Annotated in this window: 16 protein-coding genes; 5 read left to right on the forward strand and 11 right to left on the reverse strand. The window is 69.5% G+C overall.

The window, feature by feature from the left end; translation table 11 throughout:
* Positions 1–117: 117 nt before the first annotated feature.
* The 3 genes from SFB74_RS29715 to SFB74_RS29725 are packed head-to-tail and all read right to left on the reverse strand — an operon-like array spanning position 118 to position 3,098.
* The gene (locus SFB74_RS29715) at positions 118–1,092 is read right to left on the reverse strand and encodes a Bug family tripartite tricarboxylate transporter substrate binding protein (RefSeq protein ID WP_432727991.1); all 975 of its coding nucleotides are present in this window, start codon (positions 1,090–1,092) and stop codon (positions 118–120) included.
* A gap of 42 nt (positions 1,093–1,134) precedes the next feature.
* Positions 1,135–1,350, reverse strand: a complete 216-nt coding sequence (locus tag SFB74_RS29720; RefSeq protein ID WP_093206474.1) for a hypothetical protein — start codon at positions 1,348–1,350, stop codon at positions 1,135–1,137.
* Entirely contained in the window at positions 1,347–3,098 is a 1,752-nt protein-coding gene (locus tag SFB74_RS29725; RefSeq protein WP_432727992.1) for an FAD-dependent monooxygenase, read from the reverse strand. Before SFB74_RS29725 ends, SFB74_RS29720 begins: the two co-directional genes overlap by 4 nt.
* Before the next feature lie 98 nt (positions 3,099–3,196).
* On the opposite strand from SFB74_RS29725, the gene SFB74_RS29730 reads away from it, so the two are divergent.
* The gene (locus tag SFB74_RS29730) at positions 3,197–3,979 is read left to right on the forward strand and encodes a LuxR C-terminal-related transcriptional regulator (protein WP_432727993.1); all 783 of its coding nucleotides are present in this window, start codon (positions 3,197–3,199) and stop codon (positions 3,977–3,979) included.
* A gap of 14 nt (positions 3,980–3,993) precedes the next feature.
* Here the strand turns inward: SFB74_RS29730 and SFB74_RS29735 are convergent, their stop codons facing one another.
* Complete coding sequence (locus SFB74_RS29735; protein ID WP_432727994.1) at positions 3,994–5,094, reverse strand: fumarylacetoacetate hydrolase family protein; 1,101 nt, start codon at positions 5,092–5,094, stop codon at positions 3,994–3,996.
* A 140-nt stretch (positions 5,095–5,234) separates the two neighbouring features.
* On the opposite strand from SFB74_RS29735, the gene SFB74_RS29740 reads away from it, so the two are divergent.
* Both SFB74_RS29740 and SFB74_RS29745 read left to right on the forward strand, forming a co-directional pair.
* Positions 5,235–6,428, forward strand: a complete 1,194-nt coding sequence (locus tag SFB74_RS29740) for a DUF3108 domain-containing protein (RefSeq protein ID WP_432727995.1) — start codon at positions 5,235–5,237, stop codon at positions 6,426–6,428.
* A 114-nt stretch (positions 6,429–6,542) separates the two neighbouring features.
* Entirely contained in the window at positions 6,543–6,854 is a 312-nt protein-coding gene (locus SFB74_RS29745; RefSeq protein WP_432727996.1) for a BTH_I0359 family protein, read from the forward strand.
* An 84-nt stretch (positions 6,855–6,938) separates the two neighbouring features.
* Here the strand turns inward: SFB74_RS29745 and SFB74_RS29750 are convergent, their stop codons facing one another.
* Complete coding sequence (locus SFB74_RS29750) at positions 6,939–7,994, reverse strand: AbrB family transcriptional regulator (RefSeq protein WP_432727997.1); 1,056 nt, start codon at positions 7,992–7,994, stop codon at positions 6,939–6,941.
* 78 nt (positions 7,995–8,072) lie between these two features.
* Between SFB74_RS29750 and SFB74_RS29755 the strand changes: the two genes are divergently transcribed.
* Entirely contained in the window at positions 8,073–8,954 is an 882-nt protein-coding gene (locus SFB74_RS29755; protein ID WP_432727998.1) for a ChaN family lipoprotein, read from the forward strand.
* 73 nt (positions 8,955–9,027) lie between these two features.
* On the opposite strand, the gene SFB74_RS29760 is transcribed toward SFB74_RS29755, so the two are convergent.
* The 5 genes from SFB74_RS29760 to SFB74_RS29780 form a co-directional block, all read right to left on the reverse strand.
* Positions 9,028–14,346: a beta strand repeat-containing protein gene (locus SFB74_RS29760; RefSeq protein WP_432727999.1), complete on the reverse strand. Its 5,319-nt coding sequence runs from the start codon at positions 14,344–14,346 to the stop codon at positions 9,028–9,030.
* A gap of 79 nt (positions 14,347–14,425) precedes the next feature.
* On the reverse strand, positions 14,426–15,835 hold the full coding sequence (locus SFB74_RS29765) for a CsgG/HfaB family protein (RefSeq protein ID WP_432728000.1): 1,410 nt from the start codon (positions 15,833–15,835) through the stop codon (positions 14,426–14,428).
* Between the two features lie 12 nt (positions 15,836–15,847).
* On the reverse strand, positions 15,848–16,366 hold the full coding sequence (locus SFB74_RS29770; RefSeq protein WP_432728001.1) for a hypothetical protein: 519 nt from the start codon (positions 16,364–16,366) through the stop codon (positions 15,848–15,850).
* Between the two features lie 432 nt (positions 16,367–16,798).
* The gene (locus SFB74_RS29775) at positions 16,799–17,374 is read right to left on the reverse strand and encodes a methylated-DNA--[protein]-cysteine S-methyltransferase (protein WP_432728002.1); all 576 of its coding nucleotides are present in this window, start codon (positions 17,372–17,374) and stop codon (positions 16,799–16,801) included.
* A 138-nt stretch (positions 17,375–17,512) separates the two neighbouring features.
* Entirely contained in the window at positions 17,513–18,847 is a 1,335-nt protein-coding gene (locus SFB74_RS29780) for an aminotransferase class III-fold pyridoxal phosphate-dependent enzyme (RefSeq protein WP_432728003.1), read from the reverse strand.
* A 74-nt stretch (positions 18,848–18,921) separates the two neighbouring features.
* On the opposite strand from SFB74_RS29780, the gene purU reads away from it, so the two are divergent.
* Entirely contained in the window at positions 18,922–19,788 is an 867-nt protein-coding gene (gene purU / locus SFB74_RS29785; RefSeq protein ID WP_432728004.1) for a formyltetrahydrofolate deformylase, read from the forward strand.
* A gap of 70 nt (positions 19,789–19,858) precedes the next feature.
* On the opposite strand, the gene SFB74_RS29790 is transcribed toward purU, so the two are convergent.
* The gene (locus tag SFB74_RS29790) at positions 19,859–20,233 is read right to left on the reverse strand and encodes a YXWGXW repeat-containing protein (RefSeq protein ID WP_432728005.1); all 375 of its coding nucleotides are present in this window, start codon (positions 20,231–20,233) and stop codon (positions 19,859–19,861) included.
* Positions 20,234–20,357 lie beyond the last annotated feature (124 nt).

A 20,357-nucleotide genomic window follows, 5' to 3' on the forward strand; every position in this document is an offset into this window, starting at 1 on the left:
CGCCCCCAGGCTCCGCGCACTTCGTGTCGCTGCGCCAACCCCCTACCGGGGGCGACACCTGCGGCCCGGCGAAGCCGGTTCCGCGGTGTGCCGCGAAAAGAGCTGCTCCTGGCGAGCTCAGTCCAGCTTGATCCCCGCCTGCTTGATGATCGGACCCCAGCGCTTCGACTCGGCGCGCGACAGCGCCGCGAACTGCGCCGGCGTGCCCGGCATCGCTTCCATGCCGAAGTCGTCGAAGCGCTTCTGCACCGCGGGCGTGCTGAAGGCCTTGTTCAGGTCGCCGTTGAGCTTGTTCACCACGGCCGCCGGCAGGCCGGCCGGGCCGAGGATGCCCTGGAAGGCGAACACCTCCGTATTGGGCACGCCCACCTCGGCCAGCGTCGGCACGTTGGGCAGCGGCTTGCTGCGTGCGCCCGAGCCGATGGCCAGCACGCGCACCTTGTTGCTCTGCATGATCGGCAGGCCCGAGGCCAGGTCGAGGAACATGCAGGGCACCTGGCCGCCCATCACGTCGGCCATGGCCGGCGCCGCGCCGCGGTACGGAATGTGGGTGATGAAGGTGCCGGTGCGCACCTTGAACATTTCCATGGCCAGGTGGTGCGGCGAGCCGTTGCCGGGCGAGGCGTAGTTGACCTTGCCGGGGTTGGCCTTCACGTAGGCCAGGAAGTCATTGAAGTTCTTCGCCGGGAAGTCGGGGTGCACGACCAGTGCCAGCGGGAACTTGCCGATGGCGCCGATGTAGGTGAAGTCTTTCTCGGGGCTGAAGGGCAGCTTGCTGAAGAGATGCTCGTTGAAGGCCAGCACCGCGTTGTCTGCCGAGAGGATCGTGTAGCCGTCGGGTTTGCTCTTGGCGACGATGTCGGCGCCGATGTTGGTCGATGCGCCGGGGCGGTTGTCGACCACGATCTGCTGGCCCAGCGTCTGGCGCATGGCCTCGGCCAGCACGCGCGCGATCACGTCGGTGCCGCCGCCTGCCGGATAGGGCACGACCCACTTGATGAGCTGTCCGGGATATTCCTGCGCGCGGGCGAAGGGCGATGCGGCCATTGCGGCGCCGGAGGCGAGCGTGGCGAGAAGGGTGCGGCGATCCATGGAAGCGGTCTCCAATCAGCTAGTTGTATGTAATTCCGGAAATCAGGAAGCGGACAGCGATGGTACGGGCAGAGCCCGCAGCGCGTCGGCCAGCGCGGCGCGGCAGCGTGCCTCGTCGCCGACCTGCTCGAACAGCAGCAGCGCGAGCCGCGCGAGGAACAGCGATTCGCGCTCGGCGCCGGCTTCGGAGATGGCGCGCGCGCACTCGGCATAGAGCCGGTCGCGGGCGTCGGGTTGAAGTTGGGATGCGGTAGTCATGCGGAAAGCTCCCCGGCCGCGCGGGCCATTGCGGGTTGCAGGGCGCCGGCCGGCAGGCGAAGCCAGCGCGCGGCAACGTGGCCATCGGGGCGCAGCAGGTAGACCGCGCCGTCCTGCGCGCCGAGCGCGTCGAAGACTTCGGGCGCGGCGTGCGCGTCGGCGCCGTCGGTGCCCGGGCTCGCGATGCTGCGAACCACGAAGGGCAGCGCGCCCTTGCGTGCCCGCTCGACATCTTCGGCCGGCAGCGCGACGAGGTCGGGCCGCAGCACCAGCAGCGTGAAGGTGGGCGCGATCCAGTCGGTGAGGTGGCCGTGCTCGAGCTGCTGCTCGGGCATCGCCTCGCCCGGCAGCGGGCCGGCGGGCAGCGCGTCGCCCTCGCTCGACAGCGGCGAGGCGGCATAGCGCACCGCCTGCGTCTGGCGCGGATTGATGAGCTGCGCGATGCCGCGATGCGCTTCCGACAGCGACAGCGCCGCCTCGCGAAGCAGGTCGAAGCCGCGCGAGGGCGGCGACATGAACTCGGTGCTGCGCATCGCGTTCTCGGCGTTCACGTGGAAGGCCTCGATGCGCTCCTGAGAGTACGAGTCGAGCAGCGCGGCATCCGACAGGCCCCGGGCGACGAAGGCCAGCTTCCACGCGAGGTTGTCCGCGTCGTCGAAACCCGAGTTGAGCCCGCGCACGCCGAAGATCGGCATCGCATGCGCCGCGTTGCCCGCGAAGACGACGCGGCCGTGGCGGTAGCTCTCGAGCGTCATCGCGCCGGCGCGGTAGACCGAGGTCCACACCGTCTTCCACGGCAGATGGCCCTCGCCGATGGCGTCGAGATGGCGCTGCACGAATTCGGCCACGGCCGCCGGCTGCAGCGCTTCCTCGGTGCTCTGGCCGGGGCGCAGCTGGTAGTCGATGCGCCAGATGTCGTCGGGCTGGCGGTGCATGAGCACGGTCGAGCCCGGGTTCCACGGCGGGTCGAACCAGGCGCGGCGCTCGGTCGGGTGGCCGCTCTTCAGCTCGATGTCGATGATCACGTAGCGGCCTTCATAGCCCGTGCCCTCGAGCGCGAGGCCCATCTGCTTGCGCACGAAGCTTTGTCCACCGTCGCAGGCCGCGAGCCACTGGCCGCGCAGCCGGTAGCTGCCCTCGGCGTTGCGCACGTCGAGCGTCACGCCTTCATCGTCCTGCGCGAGGCCGGTGAGCTCGGTGCCCCAGCGGATGTCGACGAGCCCCGGCGTGCGCTCGTTGCGGCGCAGGATCTCTTCCAGCAGGTAGTGCTCGGCGTAGTACTGCTCGAGGTTGATCATCGGCGGCAGCTTCTGCCGCTCGTCGTTCGGCATCTCGAAGCGGAACACCTCGGCCGTCTTGTAGAAGCTGCGCCCGCCGGTCCAGGGCAGGCCCTTGTCCATGAAGGCACGCAGTACGCCGAGCCGTTCCATGATCTCCAGGCTGCGGCGCGAGATGCAGGCCGCGCGACTGCCAACGCACACGGTGTCGTCGGCTTCGAGGACTACGCTGCGCACGCCATGGTTCGCGAGCCCCAGCGCGAGCGCCATGCCGACCGGGCCGCCGCCCGCGATCACCACCGGGTGGCTGCCGGCTTCGGCGCCGTCGGGCCCGAGCGTGGGCGTCGCGGGCTCGTAGCGCGTGTAATGGAAGGCGCCTACCGAGGGCGGCAATCCGGCGTCGGCGCCGGGCTTCGGCGGCACGGGGCCGCTGGCGGCATCGCCGAGGGTGGCAGCGGGAGAGTTCGTCATCCGGCGGGATTGTCCCGATGCGCGGGAGGCGGCAATGTCATAACTTCGTACGAGGTGTTTACCCGCATCCGCCCCCACTACCCCTCCTTTCTTCCCGCATGAGACGCTGGCGCATCCACCCCGCCGAAGACACCGCGCTGGCCGCGGCCGTGGTCGGCGACGTGCTCTCCGGCGTGGGCACGCCGCTGCTGGCAACCAGCTATCTCAAGGCCATGCAGCGCGTGATGCCGGTGACCTTCTGCACCGTGTTCGTGGTCGATGCCGCCGGACGCATCGAGCTGGTGTCGGCCGCCAGCAGCTACGGCAGCACGGCCGAGCGCACATCGGAGCGCTACGTGGCGCAGCGCTTCGACCTGCTCGACCCGAACATGGCCTGGCTCGCGGCGCGCAAGCTGCCCAAGCGCGCACAGCTATGGATGGGCCACCAGCGCGCCGACGAGGTGGCAGACCCGGTGTACCGCGCCGCCTGCTATGGCGACGTGGGCATCCGCGAGCGCGCATCTGTGCTGTTGCTGCAGCCCACGGGGCAGCGCGTGGCCGTGAGCTTCTACCGCAGCCTCGCGCAGCCGGAGTTCGGCGCGGCGGACTTCGCGCTCATCGAGGCGCACGCCACGCTGCTGGCCGATGCCACCGCCGCGCACGGCCGCAGCGCCGTGGGCGCGCGCAAGGCGGTGGAGCCCGACCTCGCCGAGCGGCTGCTGAGGCTGAGCCTGCGCGAGCGCGAAGTCATCGGCCACCTGATGGCAGGCCGCACAGCCAAGGAGGCCGCGCGCGAAATAGGCGTTGAGCTGACGACGGTGCGCACTCACCAGTACCGGGCATTCCGGCGGCTGGGGATACGGTCGCAGAAGGAGCTGCTGCGCGGCGCCGGGCCGCACTGAGCAAGCGGGCCTCCTCAGTCTTCCGGGGTTTCTTCTTCCGCCTGCGGGGCCTCGTCTGCGGCCTGCTGCGGCTTCACGAGCGACACGGGCGCTTCCTTCGGCCGTCCGGCGGTCGACACGATCTCCTGGTCGATGGCGCCGAAGATCGAGCGCCCGTCGAGCCCCTTCATCTCGATGCGGATGGTGTCGCCGAACTTCATGAAGTCGGTGTAGGGCTGGCCGGTCTGGATGGTCTCGATGCAGCGCTTCTCGGCGATACACGAATAGCCCTTGGGCCAGTCCATCTGGCCGTCCTTCTTCTCCACGCCCTTGTTGCTGACGGTGCCGCTGCCGACGATGCTGCCGGCGCGCACGTTGCGCGTCTTGGCGATGTGGGCGATGAGCTGGCCGAAGTGGAAGGTCATCTCCGGGCCGGCGTCGCACATGCCGACCTTGCGGCCGTTCCAGCTGCTTTGCAGCGCCAGGTGCACGCGGCCGTGCTGCCAGGCTTCGCCGAGTTCGTCGAGCGTGATGGCCACGGGGCTGAAGGCGGTGGCGGGCTTGCTCTGGAAGAAGCCGAAGCCCTTGGCCAGCTCGGCCGGGATGAGGTTGCGCAGGCTCACGTCGTTGGCCAGCATCACGAGGCGGATGCCGTCCAGGGCCTGGTCGGGCGTGGCGCCCATGCGCACGTCGCCGGTGATGACCGCGATCTCGGCCTCGAAGTCGATGCCCATGGCCTCGCTGGGCACGATCACGTCGTCGGTCGGGCCGATGAAGTCGTCGCTGCCGCCCTGGTACATCAGCGGGTCGGTGTAGAAGCTCTCGGGCACCTCGGCATTGCGCGCCTTGCGCACCAGCTCGACGTGGTTGATGTAGGCCGAGCCGTCGGCCCACTGGTAGGCGCGCGGCAGCGGGGCCATGCACATCGACGGGTCGAAGGGAAAGGCGTGGCGCGCGCGGCCTGCGTTGAGATTCGCGTACAGGTCCTGCAGCTGCGGGCTCATGAAGCCCCAGTCGTCCAGCACCTGCTGCAGCCGGTTCGCGATGCCGGTGGCGTAGTGGGCGAGCGTGAGGTCGCGCGATACGACGACGAGCTGGCCGTCGCGCGAGCCGTCCTTCAGGGTGGCGAGTTTCATGATGCGGTGCGTGCGTGAGAGTGGGGACGGGGCGCCGGCACGGGGCACGGCGGCGCTCCCACTTAAACTGGTTGAACGGGCGGCAGTTTACCGAGGTGGTCTTCGTGAACCTCCGGGCCGGCGCCTCACTCCACATACCGATGCCGACGCTCGTCGCCCACTCCTCTCCCCTGCTGCCTGCCGGCCTGCCCGGGCGTCCGTCGTGGCGTGCGCTGGCCGGGCTGACGCTGCTGGTGGGGCTGATCCACGTGCTGCTGCTCGGGCTGGCGCCGATGGCCATCGGGCCGGAGCCCTCGCCGCTGGCGAGCAAGTTCAGCACCCGGACCATCGTGATCGCGCCCCCGGCCTCCGAGGCGCCAGCACCGGCTGCCGCGCCCGCCGAGGCGAAGCCGCCTGCCCCGCCCAAGCCGAAGCGCCCGCGCGAGGCGTCGGTACCCAGGCCGAAACCGAAGCCGGCCGCCGTCGAGCCGGCGTCCACGCGAGAGCCGGATGCGTCCACGCTGCCTGCCCCGGAAACACCCGACCTGACAGCCCAGGCCGCTACCGATTCAGGAGCGACACCGCCGGAGGCAGCGGCCAGCGCACCAACGGGTGCGACATCGCCCTCCGGTGGCACCGGGACCGGCACCGCGGCTGCAGCGGGCGGCGAAGCCTCGGGCACCATCGCCGGCACCCAGGCGATGAAGATCCCCGGCTCGGTCACGCTGGACTTCGAAGCCACCGGCCAGACGGGCGCGTCGCCGCAGCGCGGGGTGTTCGGCGAACTGGTCTGGCTGCAGGACGGCAGCCGCTACGACGGGCGCCTGACGCTCAAGGCGGTGTTCTTCACCCTGCTCAACTGGCACAGCACCGGGCGCATCGGCCCCTCGGGGCTGGAGCCGGAGCGCTACTCCGAGAGCCGCAAGTCCGAGGTGGCCTCGCATTTCGTGCGCGACCAGGGGCAGATCGTGTTCAGCAACAACACGCCGCCGGTGCCGCTGCTGCCGGGCGCGCAGGACCGCATGAGCGTCATGATGCAGCTCGGCGGCCTTCTGGCGGCCAGCCCGGGGCGCTATCCGGCCGGCACCAAGATTTCTGTCCAGACCGTGGGGCCGAAGGATGCCGAGGTCTGGGTCTTCGTCGTCGGCGAGGAAGAGAAGCTCAGCCTGCCGGCCGGCGAGTTCACCGCGCGCAAGCTCACGCGCGATCCACGCCGTGCTTTCGATAGAAAACTGGAGCTCTGGCTTGCGCCGGAGTACGGCTACCTGCCCGTGCGCATCAAGCAGACGGAGGCCAACGGGGACTTCGCTGACGCGCAGTTGCGCAAACCCCTTCCTGCGAGCCCGCCAAATTGAGGAGAAAGTCACACCAACGAAGCAAAAGGAGCCGGAGATAGGCCGATTAGCTAGTTGGTTTTACAGATAGACAACCTATCTTGAAACTGGCGCGTTGATTGCTATCTAACCCCCATGAACGCCATCGACATTCTCACAGGGCCCGCCATGAACATGCTTTATGACTCGGAGTCTTTCGTCGTCGTCCACGTGCAATCCAACGAGGGAGACGAGCCCGCGCAGCCGAACGTGCCGGTGCTGGAGCGGCATGGCTTCGAGATCGTGGACAAGCGTTCGGGTAAAGAGGTCTACCTCGACGGCTCCTGGGCCGAACTGTTCCAGCAGCAGATCGCCGCGTGGCAGCTCAACACCCCCACCCAGGAAGAAGTGGAAGACACGCTCGAGGGCTACGCCGAACTGGCGCATACCCCGGTTCTGGTGCACTGAGCCCGATCCGGCCGGTTTCCCGAAAGATCACCAAAAAGCGCCCCGAGGGGCGCTTTTTCATTTCTTGCCGGCCTTGCAGCACCCTCAGCGGTAGATCCACCGGAACATCGGTCCCACGATCAGCAGCACCGCCACCAGCCGGCAGACCTGGAATGCCGTGACCACCGGCACGCCCAGCTGCAGCACCTTGGCGGTAATCGACATCTCGGCGATGCCGCCCGGCGAGGTGCCCAAAATCATCGTGGCCGGATGCAGCCCCGTCGCCCAGGCCAGCAGCCAGGCCACGGCGGCGCACAGCACCAGCATGCCGAAGGTGCCCAGCACCACCGAACCCAGCCAGCGCGGCGCCGTGTGCAGGAACTCGCGGCTGAAGCGCACGCCCAGGCTCACCGCGATCACCAGCTGCGCCGTGTTCGACATCCAGGTGGGCACCGCCGACAGCGACTGCCCCGCCATGGTGAAGCCCATCGCCACCAGCAACGGGCCGATGAACCACGGATTGGTGCGCTTGAGCGCGCGCATCGCGAGGCCGCCGATGCCGGTCGCCACCGTCAGCAGCGCGAGGCCCCCGGGGTTCACCTCGCGCACGCCGGGCGGGTTGATTTCCAGCCCGTGCAGCCCGCTCCACTGCATCGCGAAGGGAATGGTCACCGTCACCACCACCAGCCGCAGGCTGTGCGCCGCGGCCACCAAGTCGGTGCGCGCGCCGGCCGACTCGGCCATCAGCGTCATCTCGGACGCGCCACCGATGGCGCCCGAGAAGTAAGTCGTGGCTCTCATGGATTTCGCCGGCACCTGCGGCATGCGCGACGCATGCATCGCGTGCAGCCAGCGCCCGAAACCGACGCCCAGCAGCAGCGCCCAGGCAATCGCCAGCACGATCGCCCACCACACGCTGGCCACCAGCCCCACCACATGCGGCGTGAAGTACAGCCCCAGCGCGGTGCCGATGGTCCACTGCCCCGCGTTGCGCAGCGGCGTGTAGCTCGCGGTGGGCGCGCCGGCAATCGAGGCCAGCGACACCGCGAGCAGCGGGCCGATCATCCAGGGCAGCGGCGTGCGCAGCGCCAGGCACGCGCCCGCGGCAGCGAGCGCCAGCAACAGCGTGGCCAGCACGCGAACGGGATATCGGGAAGACACGGACCGGAAGAAGGGACGACAGGGAAAAGCGGCGACGGACGGCACCGCGTGCGCGCGCCGAGGGCATAGTATGGCGCGATGCCTCTTCCATACCGGCCCGCCCGGGCTTCCGGGCTCTCGCTGCTGTTCCCCTTGTTCGCCGCTGCCGCGCTCGCGGGCTGCTCGGCGTTTTCCTCTCTTTCGGCCTCAGGCGCAGATGCGCCCGACGCCCCCATCGCGCGCCGCGTCGCCGCTCTCCAGCCGGTCGACGCCCTGCTGCTCGGCGAACAGCACGACGCGCCCGAGCACCACGTCATCGAACGCGAGACCGTCGAGGCGCTGGCCGCGCGCGGCCATCTCGCCGCGCTGGCGCTGGAGATGGCCGAGGAAGGCCGCAGCACCGCGCAGCTCGCCCCTACCGCCACCGAATCGCAGGTGCAGACCGCCCTCGACTGGAGCGACAAGGCCTGGCCCTGGGCCAGCTACGGCCCCGCCGTGATGGCCGCCGTGCGCGCCGGCGTGCCGGTGATCGGCGCCAACCTGCCACGCGCCCGCATGAAGGATGCGATGGCCGACGTCTCGCTTGACGTGCAGCTCAACGGCGAGGCCTACGGCGCGCAGCAGGAGGCCGTGCGCGAGGGCCACTGCAGGATGCTGCCCGAGTCGCAGATCGTTCCCATGACCCGCGTGCAGGTCGGCCGCGACCGCGCGATGGCGCAGGCCATCGTCAAGGCCAGGAAGCCGGGCCAGACGGTGCTGCTGATCGCCGGCGCCGGCCACGTGGTGCGCGCGCTCGGCGTGCCGCAGCACCTGCCCGACGAGGTCAAGGTCGCCACCGTGCGGCTGCTGGCCGCGCCGGCCACTTCGGCGACAGACCCTGCCACGGGCGACTACGACCGCATCTGGCGCACGCCGCCCCTGCCCGAAAAAGACTACTGCGCCGAGTTCAAGCGCCAGGCCAGGCCGCAGCCGAAGACCTGAAAAGCAAGAATGCAAAGAAAAAAGCCGCCGGCCCGAAGGCCCGCGGCTTTTCTTTCTTCAGGAGTCCGCAGACTCAGCGCGAGGTGATCGTCGACACCGCCGAGTTGCCCGTCGCCGAGGCCGTGATCTGGTTGCCCGTGGTGCGCAGCGTGCTGTTGCCCACCGGGCCCGAGACCGCCACGCCGAAGTTCACGCTCGTCACCGTGGCCGTCACCGCGCCGCTGTTGACCTGGTAGTTGCCGATGGCCGCGCTCGGCGCGCCGGTGTTCAGCGCCGTCTGCGTCACGCGGTTGGTCGCGCTGTTGCCGAAGGCCTGCGCGGCCAGCGTGTTGCCGGTGACGCCGGCCGTGCCGTTCGACACGCCCGCGCCGGTGCCGTTGAGCGCCACCTGGTAGCTGGTGCCCGTGCTGGTGGCCGTCACAGCGCCCGCGTTGTTCTGGCTGTTGAGGATCGCCGCGCTGGCGCCTACGTTCAGTGCCAGCGGCACGCCGACCAGGCTCGACGTACCGACCGTGGCCGCGCCGCCGTAGCTGCTGCCGGCGCCGGACTCGAGCACGTTGGTCGCCGCGTTGCCGCGCGCAAGCGCCGCCGTGGTGTTGCCGTCGAGCGAGACGGTGCTGCCGTTGAGCGGCACCGCGCTCGCCAGCGTGGCATTGGCCACCGTGCTGGACGTCGCCGTCACGCCCGCCGTGCTGCCCTGCACGTTGACGATGCCGGTGCTGGCGCCCTGCGTCGCGCTGCTCGCCACCGTGGCGGTGTTGGCCGCGCGGTTGGCCGTGGCTTCGGCGAAGGTGCTGTTGCCGGAGATGGTGAGCGCGCCGTTGATCAGCCCCGTGGTGGGCGCGGCGTTGTCGTCGTTGTGGATCGAGGTGGCGGCCGTGCTGCTCACCGTCGATGCGGCCGTCTGGCGGTTCGACAGCACGTGGTCGCCGGTGGCCGTCACGTTGTCGGCGCTGCCGGTCTCGCCGAGCGTGGCCGAGCCCGTCGCGCCCGCCGGCAGGGTGTTGACCGCGCTCACGCTCAGCGTGTTCGACACATCGTTCATCACGCCCAGCGCGGTGTTGCTGTTGCCCGAGAGCCGCACCGTCGAGCCGGTGGACCCGGCCGGCGCGAACAGCTCCTGCGTGGACGATGCCGTCACCGGCGCGGTGCCCGCCTGGCTCGACTGCAGCGCGGTGCGCGCGCCCACGTTCGAGCCTGCCAGCGTCACGCTGTTGAGCGCCGTGTTGGCCACCGCCTTCGCGCTGTGGCTGTTGTTCGTCACGCCCAGCGTCGAGGCATTGACCGCGGACAGCGGCGCCGAGTCGATGCCGATGCTGCCAGTGGCGGTGGCCGACACCGCGCCGGAGCCGACCTGCACGTTCGCCAGCGCATGGTCGGCCGACACCGCCGCGGACGAAGCCGGCCCGCCCGTTGCGGTGGCCGACGCAGGCGCACCGCCCGCGATCGCGCCGCTCTTCACGTCGATGCTGTTGGTGGCGGCGCTGCCGGTCGCGGCCGCGATGGTGCTGTTGCCGTCCAGCGTGGCGCTGCTGCCGGTGAGCGCGGTGGGGCCGGTCAGCGTGAGCTTCGTCGCGTTGTTGGCGTTGGCGGTCACGGCCGCGCTGCTGTCCTGCGCGTTCAGCACCGCCGTCCTGGCCGACTGCGAGGCGCCGCCGGCCAGCGAGGCCGCATTGGTCGCGCGGTTGGCGGACGCTTCCGAATACGTCGTGTTGCCCGAGGCTGCGAAGCTGCTGTTGACCAGGCCCGAGTTGCCGGCCACCAGCCGGTCCTCGTTGTAGATCGCGGTGTCGGCGGTGCTGGTGACGGAGGTGCCGGCCGACTGGCGGTTCACCAGCACCTGGTCGCCCGCGGCGATGGTGTTGCCGGGCAGCGGGCCCTGCGCGATGAGCGCCGGCGCCGGCAGCGAGCCCGAGGTGCCGCCCGTGACGGCGAGCTTGTTGTCCACGTCGTTGATCACGCCCAGCGCCGTGTTGGCGTTGTTCGACAGCTTCACCGACGAGCCCGACACCGAGGCCGGCGCGAAGGCCTGCATGAACGAACGCGCCTCCACCGCCGCCGTGCTGCCCTGCCCCGACATCAGCGCGGCGCGGGCCGACACGTCGGTGGCCGCGAGCGCGATGGCGTTGCTGCCGGTGTTGGCCACGGCCTTCGCGCTCTGCGTGTTGTTGGAAGCGCTCAGGGTCGAGCCGGCGATCACGGCGCCGGGCACCGTGTCCACGCCGAAGGCGGCCGCCGTCTTGGAAGTGATGGTCGGGCTGGTCACGAGCTGGATGTTCGACAGCGCATGGTCGGCCACCGCGCCTGCAATGCCGGCGATGCTGGTCGCGCCGCCGAACGGCAGTCCATTGCCCACCGCGATGGTGTTGCCCTTCACGTCGATGCGGTTGGCCGCGGCGTTGCCGGTGGCCGAGCCGCCTGCGGAGTTGCCGTCCACCGTGATCTGCGAGCCCTGGATGCTCGCGCCGCCCAGCACCACCTGCACGCCGTCCTTGTTGCTCAGCAGCGGGCCTTCCTGGCCGGTGAGCGAGCTCACCGCCGCGCTGGTGAGCTGCAGGTTCTGCACCGCGGTGGTGGTCGAGACGCCGACGGCATCGATGCTCACGCCGTTGGCCGCGCTGTTGCTGGTCGCGCCGGCCAGCGTGGCGTTGCCGGTGGCTGCGATCTTCGAGTTGCTGACCGCGCCGCCGACCGTGATGTCGACTTCGGGTCCGCCGCTGCGCTGCGCCGACACCGTGCCCTGGCCCGACTGTGCGTTCTGCACGCTGAAGGCGGCGTTGGTGGCGAGCACGTTGCCTGTCAGCGTCGCGCCCGACAGCGAGAGGCCGGAGGTGTTGATGTTGTTGCCCGTCACCTTCACCGTATTGCCGGTGGCGCGGCTGCCATAGGCCAGCGCTTCCGCCGTGTTGCCCGAGCTGGTGACGGAGCCATTGGCCAGCGTGCCCGTGACCGTGGTGCGCGCCACGATGCCGCCGGCCGCGATGGCCGAGACGCCGGTGGCCGCGCCCGCCACCGCCTGCGTGTTGGTGACGTTGGCCACCGAGGCGTTCGCGCCGCTCACGTTGTTGAGGTTCAGCGTCACGCCGCTGGCCGCGTCGTTGCCATAGGCGGCGGCAACGAAGGCGTTGTTGCTGTTCGCGACGCTGGCGGCGGAGACGTTGCCGGCGACCGCGGCCGCGAAGGTGTTCGGGCCGGTGGCCGCGGAATTGACGTTCGCCTGCACCGACTGGTCGTTCAGCACGCCGTAGGCGGCGCTCACCGTCGGCAGCGCACCGGCCGAGTTGCTGAAGGGCAGCCCGCTGAGCAGGTCGACCGTGACGCTCGATGCCGGCGTGATGCCCAGTCCGGGCGCAGCCGCGAGGTTGCCCGCGCTCACGCCCAGCGTGTTGGTGGCCGAGTTGCCGTAGGCGATGGCGCGCTGCAGGTTGTCGGTGAGCGCGGCCGAGCCGCCCGAGAGGTTGCCGTTCACCGAAAGCCGCGCCTCGGGATTCGCCAGCCCCGCGCCGACGGCGGAGTTCGCGTCGTTCATCTGCACGCTCGCGATGCCCGCGCCGGTGCCCACCGAGTTGCCCGAGAGCGTGAGCGTGTTGGTGGCGCCGCTGCCCAGCGCCACGGCTTCCTGGCGGTTGCCGTCCAGCGACAGCGTGCTGTTGGCCACCGGTGCGCCGCCGCCGTTGGCGGCCAGCCAGATCTGCGAGCCGATGTTGACAGCCGCGACGCCGCCACCGTAGTTGCCCTGCAGGTTGGTGAGCGTGGCGGAGCCGCCGGCGGACACGCGCCCGTCGGAGTTCGTGCCGCCCGTGAGCGTGGCGTTGCCGGCACCCAGCGCGACCGTGCCCGCCTGCAGCGCCAGGCTCTGCGTGATCTGGTTGCCCTGCGCGGTGGCCGCCGAGGTGTTGTCGGAAACGCTGACCGTGCTGCCGGTGGTCTGGCCCGTGCCGGGCGACTCGCCCGTCTGCGCCGCGATGACCGAGGGCAGCAGCAGAGCGCTGACCGGCGCGTTGGAATTGGCCTGCTGGTTCGACACCGCCGTGGTGCCGGTGAACGAGGCCGCGTTCTTGCCGGTGGCGATGGTGCTGGAGGCCGTGTTGCCGTTGGCGGCCGCCGTGATGCTGTTGTCCGCAAGCGTGACCTGGCTGTTCTTGCTCGACTGCACGCCGGCCAGGATCTGCGCACCCAGAGTCTGCGCGACGGTGGTCACGCCGAGGTTGCCCTGGCTGTTGACGATGGCCAGGTCGCTGTTGACGTTGCTGGTCACGCCCACGCCGTTGTGGATGCTGTTGTTGGCCGCGGTGGCGGCCGTGCCGCTGCCCGCGACGCTCACGTCGTCGATCAGGATGCGATTGCCCGCCACGCCGGCCGTGGCGCCCAGCGCCTCATTGCCCGTGGCCGCGCTGGAGACCGCATTGCCCCGCACCGACAGCGAGCCCTGCAGCACGTTGGAGCCGCCCGCGGGCGCGCCGCTGACGATGCCCATGATCACCGAGCCGGAGTTCGTCGCATCGCGCACCGCGAGGATGCCGTTGCCGTTCGCCTGCAGGTTCGCGACCACCGCCGAGCCGGCGAAGGTCGGCGCGCCGCCCGACTGGATCTCGGCCGTGCTGTTGGCGCTGTTGGCCTTGAGCACGGCGGAGATCGAATTGCGCTCGAGCGATGCGGCCGTGGTCAGCGTGTTGCCCGCGTTCGCAGTCAGCATCAGGTCGACCATGTTGCCCAGCACCAGCGCGCTGGAGCCCGCTCCCGTGGCCGACTGCAGCGAGGTGACCACGATGTTGCCCTTGGCGTCGAAGAGCGGCGCGCCCGCGGGATAGGTCAGCACCGAGGTGCCGGCCTGCGCCGGCGCGCTGGCCGCGGCGGCGCCCGAGATCACCGAGCTGCCGCTGTTGAGCGTGGTCGCGGCCGAGATGGTGTTGTCCGCGTTGACCACGCTGCCGGTCTGCAGCGTGCTCGACTCCGAGGCGAGCTTGCTGCCGGTCACGCTGCTGTTGATCGCGCCGGTGTTGGTGGCCACGCCGAGGGTGGCGGCGTTGTTCACCGGCGAGCCGGGCGCCGGCTGGATGCCGTTGGCGAAGCTGTTGCCGGTGGCCGTGGCGCCGATCAGGTTGCCCGTGGTGCTCACGGCCACCGGGTTGGGGTTCGACGGCGTGCCCGTCGCGGTGGTGCCTACCGTCGCGCCTGTGATGGTGGCGTTGACGGTGGCCGAGTTGGTGGTGCCCGCATTCACCGAAGGCGTTCCCGTGGCGGTGCCGTTGTAGGCGGCGTCGACCGAGGTCTCCGCGGCCTGCGCGCCGGAGGCCGCGGCGATCAGCGCCATCGCGACTGCGCTGCCGATGCTGCTGCGGCTGAACATGGGCGCGCGTGCGGCCCGGCTCTGGATCTTGCGTGCTTTCATGTCGTGACTCCTCGGATGTTGGATGCGGTCTGGCTTGGAAAACGGATGAATGCGGGATGCGCGGAACGCGCGGAGCCGGTCAGTCGCCCTTGACGGCGCCGTCGGAAGAAGAAGACGAAGAAGGCGCCGCGCCGCTGACCACCGGGCTGCCGATGCGCAGCTTGGCGATCTCCTGCAGGCCCGGGCCGTCGCGGTGGATCGAGGTGTCGGCCGCGTCGGGCCGCCAGGTGATGCTGATGGCGCCCGGCGCCACGCCGCGGTTGGCCAGCGCCGAGGTGACGGCCGCGATGCGCTGGTCGGTGAGCTCGTCGCGCTTGCGGGCGTCCCAGTTCTCGGTGTCGCGCGCCACCAGCACGATGTCGGTCGTGCCCTTCTTGGCCGCGCCGGCGATCTGGTCGATGAGCGCGAGCGAGCTGCCGCCCAGCGTGGTCGCGCCGAAGTCGAAAGGCACCTGCGTCGCCGTTCCCGTGAGGCGCGCACCGCCCGCGCCGCCCGCGTTGACGGCCACGCCGCCCTGCGCCACCGGAGAAGTGACGGCCGCGCCGCCGGCAGCCGCGTCCGCGCCCGGGTTGTCGACCTTGCGCAGCTCGGCCGCGGGCGTGAGCGGAATGGGCTCGCCGCCGCCCGGGCGCATCGTCATGCAGGGCCGGTAGTCCACCTGCGTGACGGCCGACATGAGGCGGACGACGCCTTCCTCGAGCGCGGCGCGCACGCCCATCTGCACCGGCTCCTGGCCCTTGGCGCCGATGTCCACGTCGTAGAGCTTGCTGCCGAAGAAGCGGAACACGTTCAGCCCCACTTCGTAGCCGTTGAACTGCTTGGTGAGGCTCACGGTGCGCACCACCATCAGCGACTTGGTGTCGACGATGCGCAGGTCGATGCTCACCGACTGGCTGAAGGTGCGCGCCTTCACGCCCACCTGGTTCACGCCGAACTCCGCGCCACCCGAGTTGATGTTGTAGTTGAGCTCGGTGATGCCGCCGACGATGAAGTAGTCGGACTTGTTGATGGTGCCGCCGAAGTACGGCAGCCACGGCACGTTCTGCCCGCCGTTGGGTCCGCCGAGCTGGTGCGTGCGGCCGTCGCCGAGCTGGCGGCGGTCGGCGTACGCGAGCTCGCGCTCGGCGATCACCGGGTCGAAGCGCTCGGCGATGCTCACCGCGCCGCCGAGCTTGCCGAGCGCCGAATACACCATGAGCGCGCCGCCCTGCGTGATGGCGTTGCCTTCGTTGATGCTGTACTTGCCCGTGTAGTCCTTCACGTCGCCCACGCCGATGATCACCGGCGGGCGCCGCGTGGCCGCGATGTGATCGGCGTAGCAGGCGAGCACCGCCTCCATCGGCGTGACGTTGTCGCGCACCGAGGGGCCGAGCACCACCGGTGCCTCGTTCGGTGCGAAGCGCTGCTGCGGCGCGGAAACGCAACCGGCGAGCGCCAGCGTGGCGACGGCGGCTGCGAGAACGAATGTGCGGCGAATGCGATGTTGCATGGCTCGCCCCGCTCAGTTGAGCACGCCGAAGGCGCAGGCCGAGCTGCCGCCCACGCTCGCGGTCTGCGTGCCGGTGTTGCCCTGCGCCGAGTTCAACGCCTGGTTGGCCGCGCCCTGCACCTGCGAGCTCGTGCCGCCGACGATGCCCGACGCGACCGCGCCCGAGTTGGCCTGCGAGGTGCCCACCGTTGCGCCGCCGAGCGTGCCCACGGCCGTGCGGCTGTCGTTGCCCGATGCGTTGGAGGTGGAGCCGGCGGTGCTCGGCGAATTCGCGACGGTGCTGTTGTTGCCGTCGTTGCCCGTCGAGGTGGCCGAGACGTTGCAGTTGTACTGCCGGCCGATGTTGTTGGTCGTGTTGTAGACCGGTGCAGAGTAGTAGCCGCTCTTCTGCTTTCGGATCATGTCCTGGATCGCGGCCTGGTTGACCTTGTCGGTGCTGGTCTGGAACTGCCATGCGGCGTTCTCGCCGACGTTGTTGGCATGCGCAGCCAGAGGCACGCACAGCAGTGCCCAAAGAAATACGCGTTGCATGACGATCCCTCTTTCGAAAACACACCCGACGGATTCACGGGTGCTACGTTTCGCGAAGGGATGCTAGGGATCGGGCGACATGGCCGGTATCCCTGGAACCGGTAGGCGGCATCCCGCGAACCGGTAGAAATGAAAGAGGCACGCTCACGGCCTCGCGAGGGCCGACGGAGCCGCGCGGCGCTTGCGGCCGCGCATCGGAAGTTCAGGCTAGTCGCCGAACCAGAACAACAGCCAGACGCTGACCGAACCCAGCGTCGCCATCACCAGAATGAACTGGAGACTGGCGGGAAGCGGCTTGCTCATCCAACGCTCGAAGTCTTCTTCCATCTCCGTCTCCTCGTTCTGGCATGAGGGGCCGGAGCGTGAAGCGTTTGCCGCCTTCTGTCAAAGCAGAAGAAATACCTCGTCGATTTCTTCGTCGGCCTTTCTCATTCAGAACGGAAGCGACATCGTTGCCGGCTCCGCGAGCCTGCGGCCAGGCTTCGCATCGACCGCCGGCAGCGCGCCCTCGTGCTGCAGCAGTCGCTGCTTGCGAAAGACGCCACCGGCATAGCCCTTGAGCTCGCCGTTCTTGCCGATCACGCGATGGCACGGCACGACGATGCTGATCGGGTTCGATCCGTTGGCCGCGCCGACGTCGACGGCGGCGCGTGGATCGTCGAGGCCCAGATGCCGTGCAAGCTCGCCGTAGCTCGTGGTGCGGCCCGCCGGAATGCGGCGCAGCGCGGCCCACACCTTCTGCTGCAGCGCATCGCCCAGCGTGGCGACGGGCAGCGTCTCGATGGCCGCGAGGTCGCCGTCGAAGTAGCGGCCGATGGCATCGGCCACCGCCTGCGGCACTGCGCTTTCGCTCAGCTCCACCTCGTCGTCGTGCAGTTGCCGCAGGAGACGATGCAGGCGGGCGCGATGGTCGGCGAAGTCCAGCGCATGGATCGCGCCGGTGTCGTCGGTGACGAGAAGGAGCCCGCCCAGCGGCGAGTCGAGATGGCTCAGTTGCAGCTTCAGCATGATCGTGTCCTCGGAAGAAGAGAAGGCGGCGGGAGCCGCGAACATTCACATGTTGCGCGTACCCCGCCGCCTTCACTCGCCGTATCCGGACATCGATCTGCGGCTGCCGCCGCACGTCCTTTTCAGCGCTTCTTCAGTTCAGGCGTGCGCCTTGATCGAATCGGCCAGCGTGTTCACCAGCGTGTCGATGTGCGACTTCTCGACGATGTAGGGCGGCGCGATCACCAGCACGTCGCCGGCCGGCCGCACCAGCGCGCCCTTGTGGAAGCAGTCGAGGAAGATCTCGTAGGCGCGCTTGCCCGGCGTGCCCGCGATGGGCGCGAGTTCCACCGCGGCGGCAAGGCCGAGGCTGCGGATGCCGATGACGTTGGGCAGGCCCTTGAAGGCGCTGTGGAACGCGTCGCCCAGCACCTTGCCCATCTCGCCGGCGCGCGAGAACAGGTTCTCCTGTTTGAACAGATCGAGCGTGGCGATGGCCGCGGCGCAGGCCACCGGGTGGCCCGAGTAGGTGTAGCCGTGGAAGAACTCGACCACGTGCTCGGGCGCGTCGGTCTTCATCATCGCGTCGTAGAGCTTGTCGCGGCAGATCACGCCGCCCAGCGGAATGACGCCGTTGGTCACGCACTTGGCGAAGTTCAGCATGTCGGGCACCACGCCGAAGTAGTCGGACGCGAAGTTGGTGCCCATGCGGCCGAAGCCGGTGATGACCTCGTCGAAGATCAGCAGGATGCCGTGCTTGTCGCAGATTTCGCGCAGGCGCTTGAGGTAGCCCTTGGGCGGCAGGTACCAGCCCGCCGAACCGGCCACCGGCTCCACGATGATCGCGGCCACGTTGCTCGGGTCGTGCAGCGGCAGGATGCGCGTCTCGAGTTCGACCAGCGGGTCTTCGGCCCACACCGGCTCCTCGTTGTGGATGTAGGCATGGTTCACCGGATCGTGGATGAAGCGCATGTGGTCCACGCGCGGCAGGAAGGCCGAGCCGAACACCTTGCGGTTGCCCGGGATGCCGCCCACCGACATGCCGCCGAAGCCCACGCCGTGGTAGCCCTTCTCGCGGCCGATGAACACGTTGCGGTGGCCCTCGCCGCGCGCGCGGTGATAGGCCAGCGCCACCTTCATCGAGGTGTCGGCGGCTTCCGAGCCCGAGTTGCAGAAGAGCACCTTGTTCAGGTCGCCCGGGGCCAGCGAGGCGATCATCTCGGCCGCCTTGAAGGCCTTGTCGTTGCTCACCTGGAAGGCGGTGGCGTAGTCGAGCGTGTCGAGCTGCTGCTTGATCGCCTCGTTGATCGGCTTGCGGTTGTGGCCCGCGCCCACGCACCACAGCGAGGAGATGCCGTCGATCACCTTGCGGCCGTCGTGGGTGGTGAACTCCATGCCGTCGGCCGCCACGAACACGCGCGGGTCCTTGCGGAAATGACGGTTGGGGGTGAAGGGCAACCACTGGTTGTCCATGTTGAAGTTCTGGTAGGCCATGTCTCGCTCCTGCGGTTGGGTTATCTGGGGAGGAAAATCGCGATTCTGGCACCCCTGCCACAATTACGCCCCTGATGACGACCCAAACGCCCACCTCGCCCGCCTACATCCTGAACCTCTCGTGCCCCGACCGGACGGGCATCGTGCACGCCGTCTCGGGCTTCCTGCTCGAGCGCGGCGCCAACATCGAGGAGGCGGCCCAGTACAACGACCACGACACGGGTCTTTTCTTCATGCGCGTGCGCTTCGCCTGCGGCGCCCACAGCGAGGCCGTGCTGCGCGAGGAGCTGAAGGCCTTCGCCGCCGGCTTCGGCATGACGCTGCAGCTGCACGCGGCCGCCCAGCCGATGAAGACGGTCATCATGGTCAGCAAGGAAGGCCACTGCCTCAACGACCTGCTGTTCCGCTGGAAGAGCGGCCTGCTCGCCATCGACGTGCGCGCCATCATCTCGAACCACCGCGACTTCTACCAGCTGGCCGCCAGCTACAACGTGCCCTTCCACCACATCCCGGTGACGGCCGCGACCAAGGCGCAGGCCGAGGCGAAGCAGCTGGAAATCATCGAAGCCGAGGGCGCCGAGCTTGTGGTGCTCGCGCGCTACATGCAGATCCTGAGCGACAACCTGTGCCGCAGCCTCTCGGGCCGCGCGATCAACATCCACCACTCGTTCCTGCCCAGCTTCAAGGGCGCCAAGCCCTACTACCAGGCGCACGACCGCGGCGTGAAGCTCATCGGCGCCACCGCCCACTACGTGACGGCCGACCTCGACGAAGGCCCGATCATCGAACAGGACGTGGCCCGCGCCGACCACACCGACACGGTCGAAGACCTCACGGCCCGCGGTCGCGACACCGAGAGCCAGGTGCTGGCGCGCGCGGTGAAGTGGCACAGCGAGCATCGGGTGCTGCTGAACGGGCACCGCACGGTGGTGTTCCGCTGAGCCTCCGGAAGCAGTCCCCAGAACGAACATGCCCCCTTTTCAGGGGGCATGTGTGCTTCAGGCGCTGCCGTCAGTTGCGATACGGATTGTTCGGCCGGCGGTCGTAGCGGTTCGGCACGCCGTCGCCGTCACGGTCCCAGCGGCCCGCGTTGTAGACCCAGCGTCCGCCGTCCTGGCGCCACTCCGGCGGACGGTAGGCGTAGCCCGGGCGGGCACGCACCCAGCCGCCGCCGATCCACACGTGGCGGCCGCCACGCCACTCGTAGTGCCCCGGCGCCCACACGTAGCCGCGGCGCGGCGGCGGAACGCGTTCATAGCGCGGCGGAGGCGGGGGCACCTGGATGGTGACCACGGGTTGCGCCTGCGCGGCCGTCGGGACGGTCAGTGCGCCCACCGACAGAAGCGATGCAGCGCCGACGGAAAGAGCCAATGCGAGTTTTTTCATGAAGAACTCCTCATGAGTTGTTGGAGGAGCCTTCATGCTGCCCAGCCCTTGTGAACCTCCTGTAAGCCGCGCACGAAGTCTTGTGTAAAGCTGTGACGCGCCTTTGGGGTCTTTTCGGCTCTTG

The sequence above is a fragment of the Variovorax xiamenensis genome, assembly GCF_050916385.1.
Classification (GTDB): domain Bacteria; phylum Pseudomonadota; class Gammaproteobacteria; order Burkholderiales; family Burkholderiaceae_C; genus Variovorax.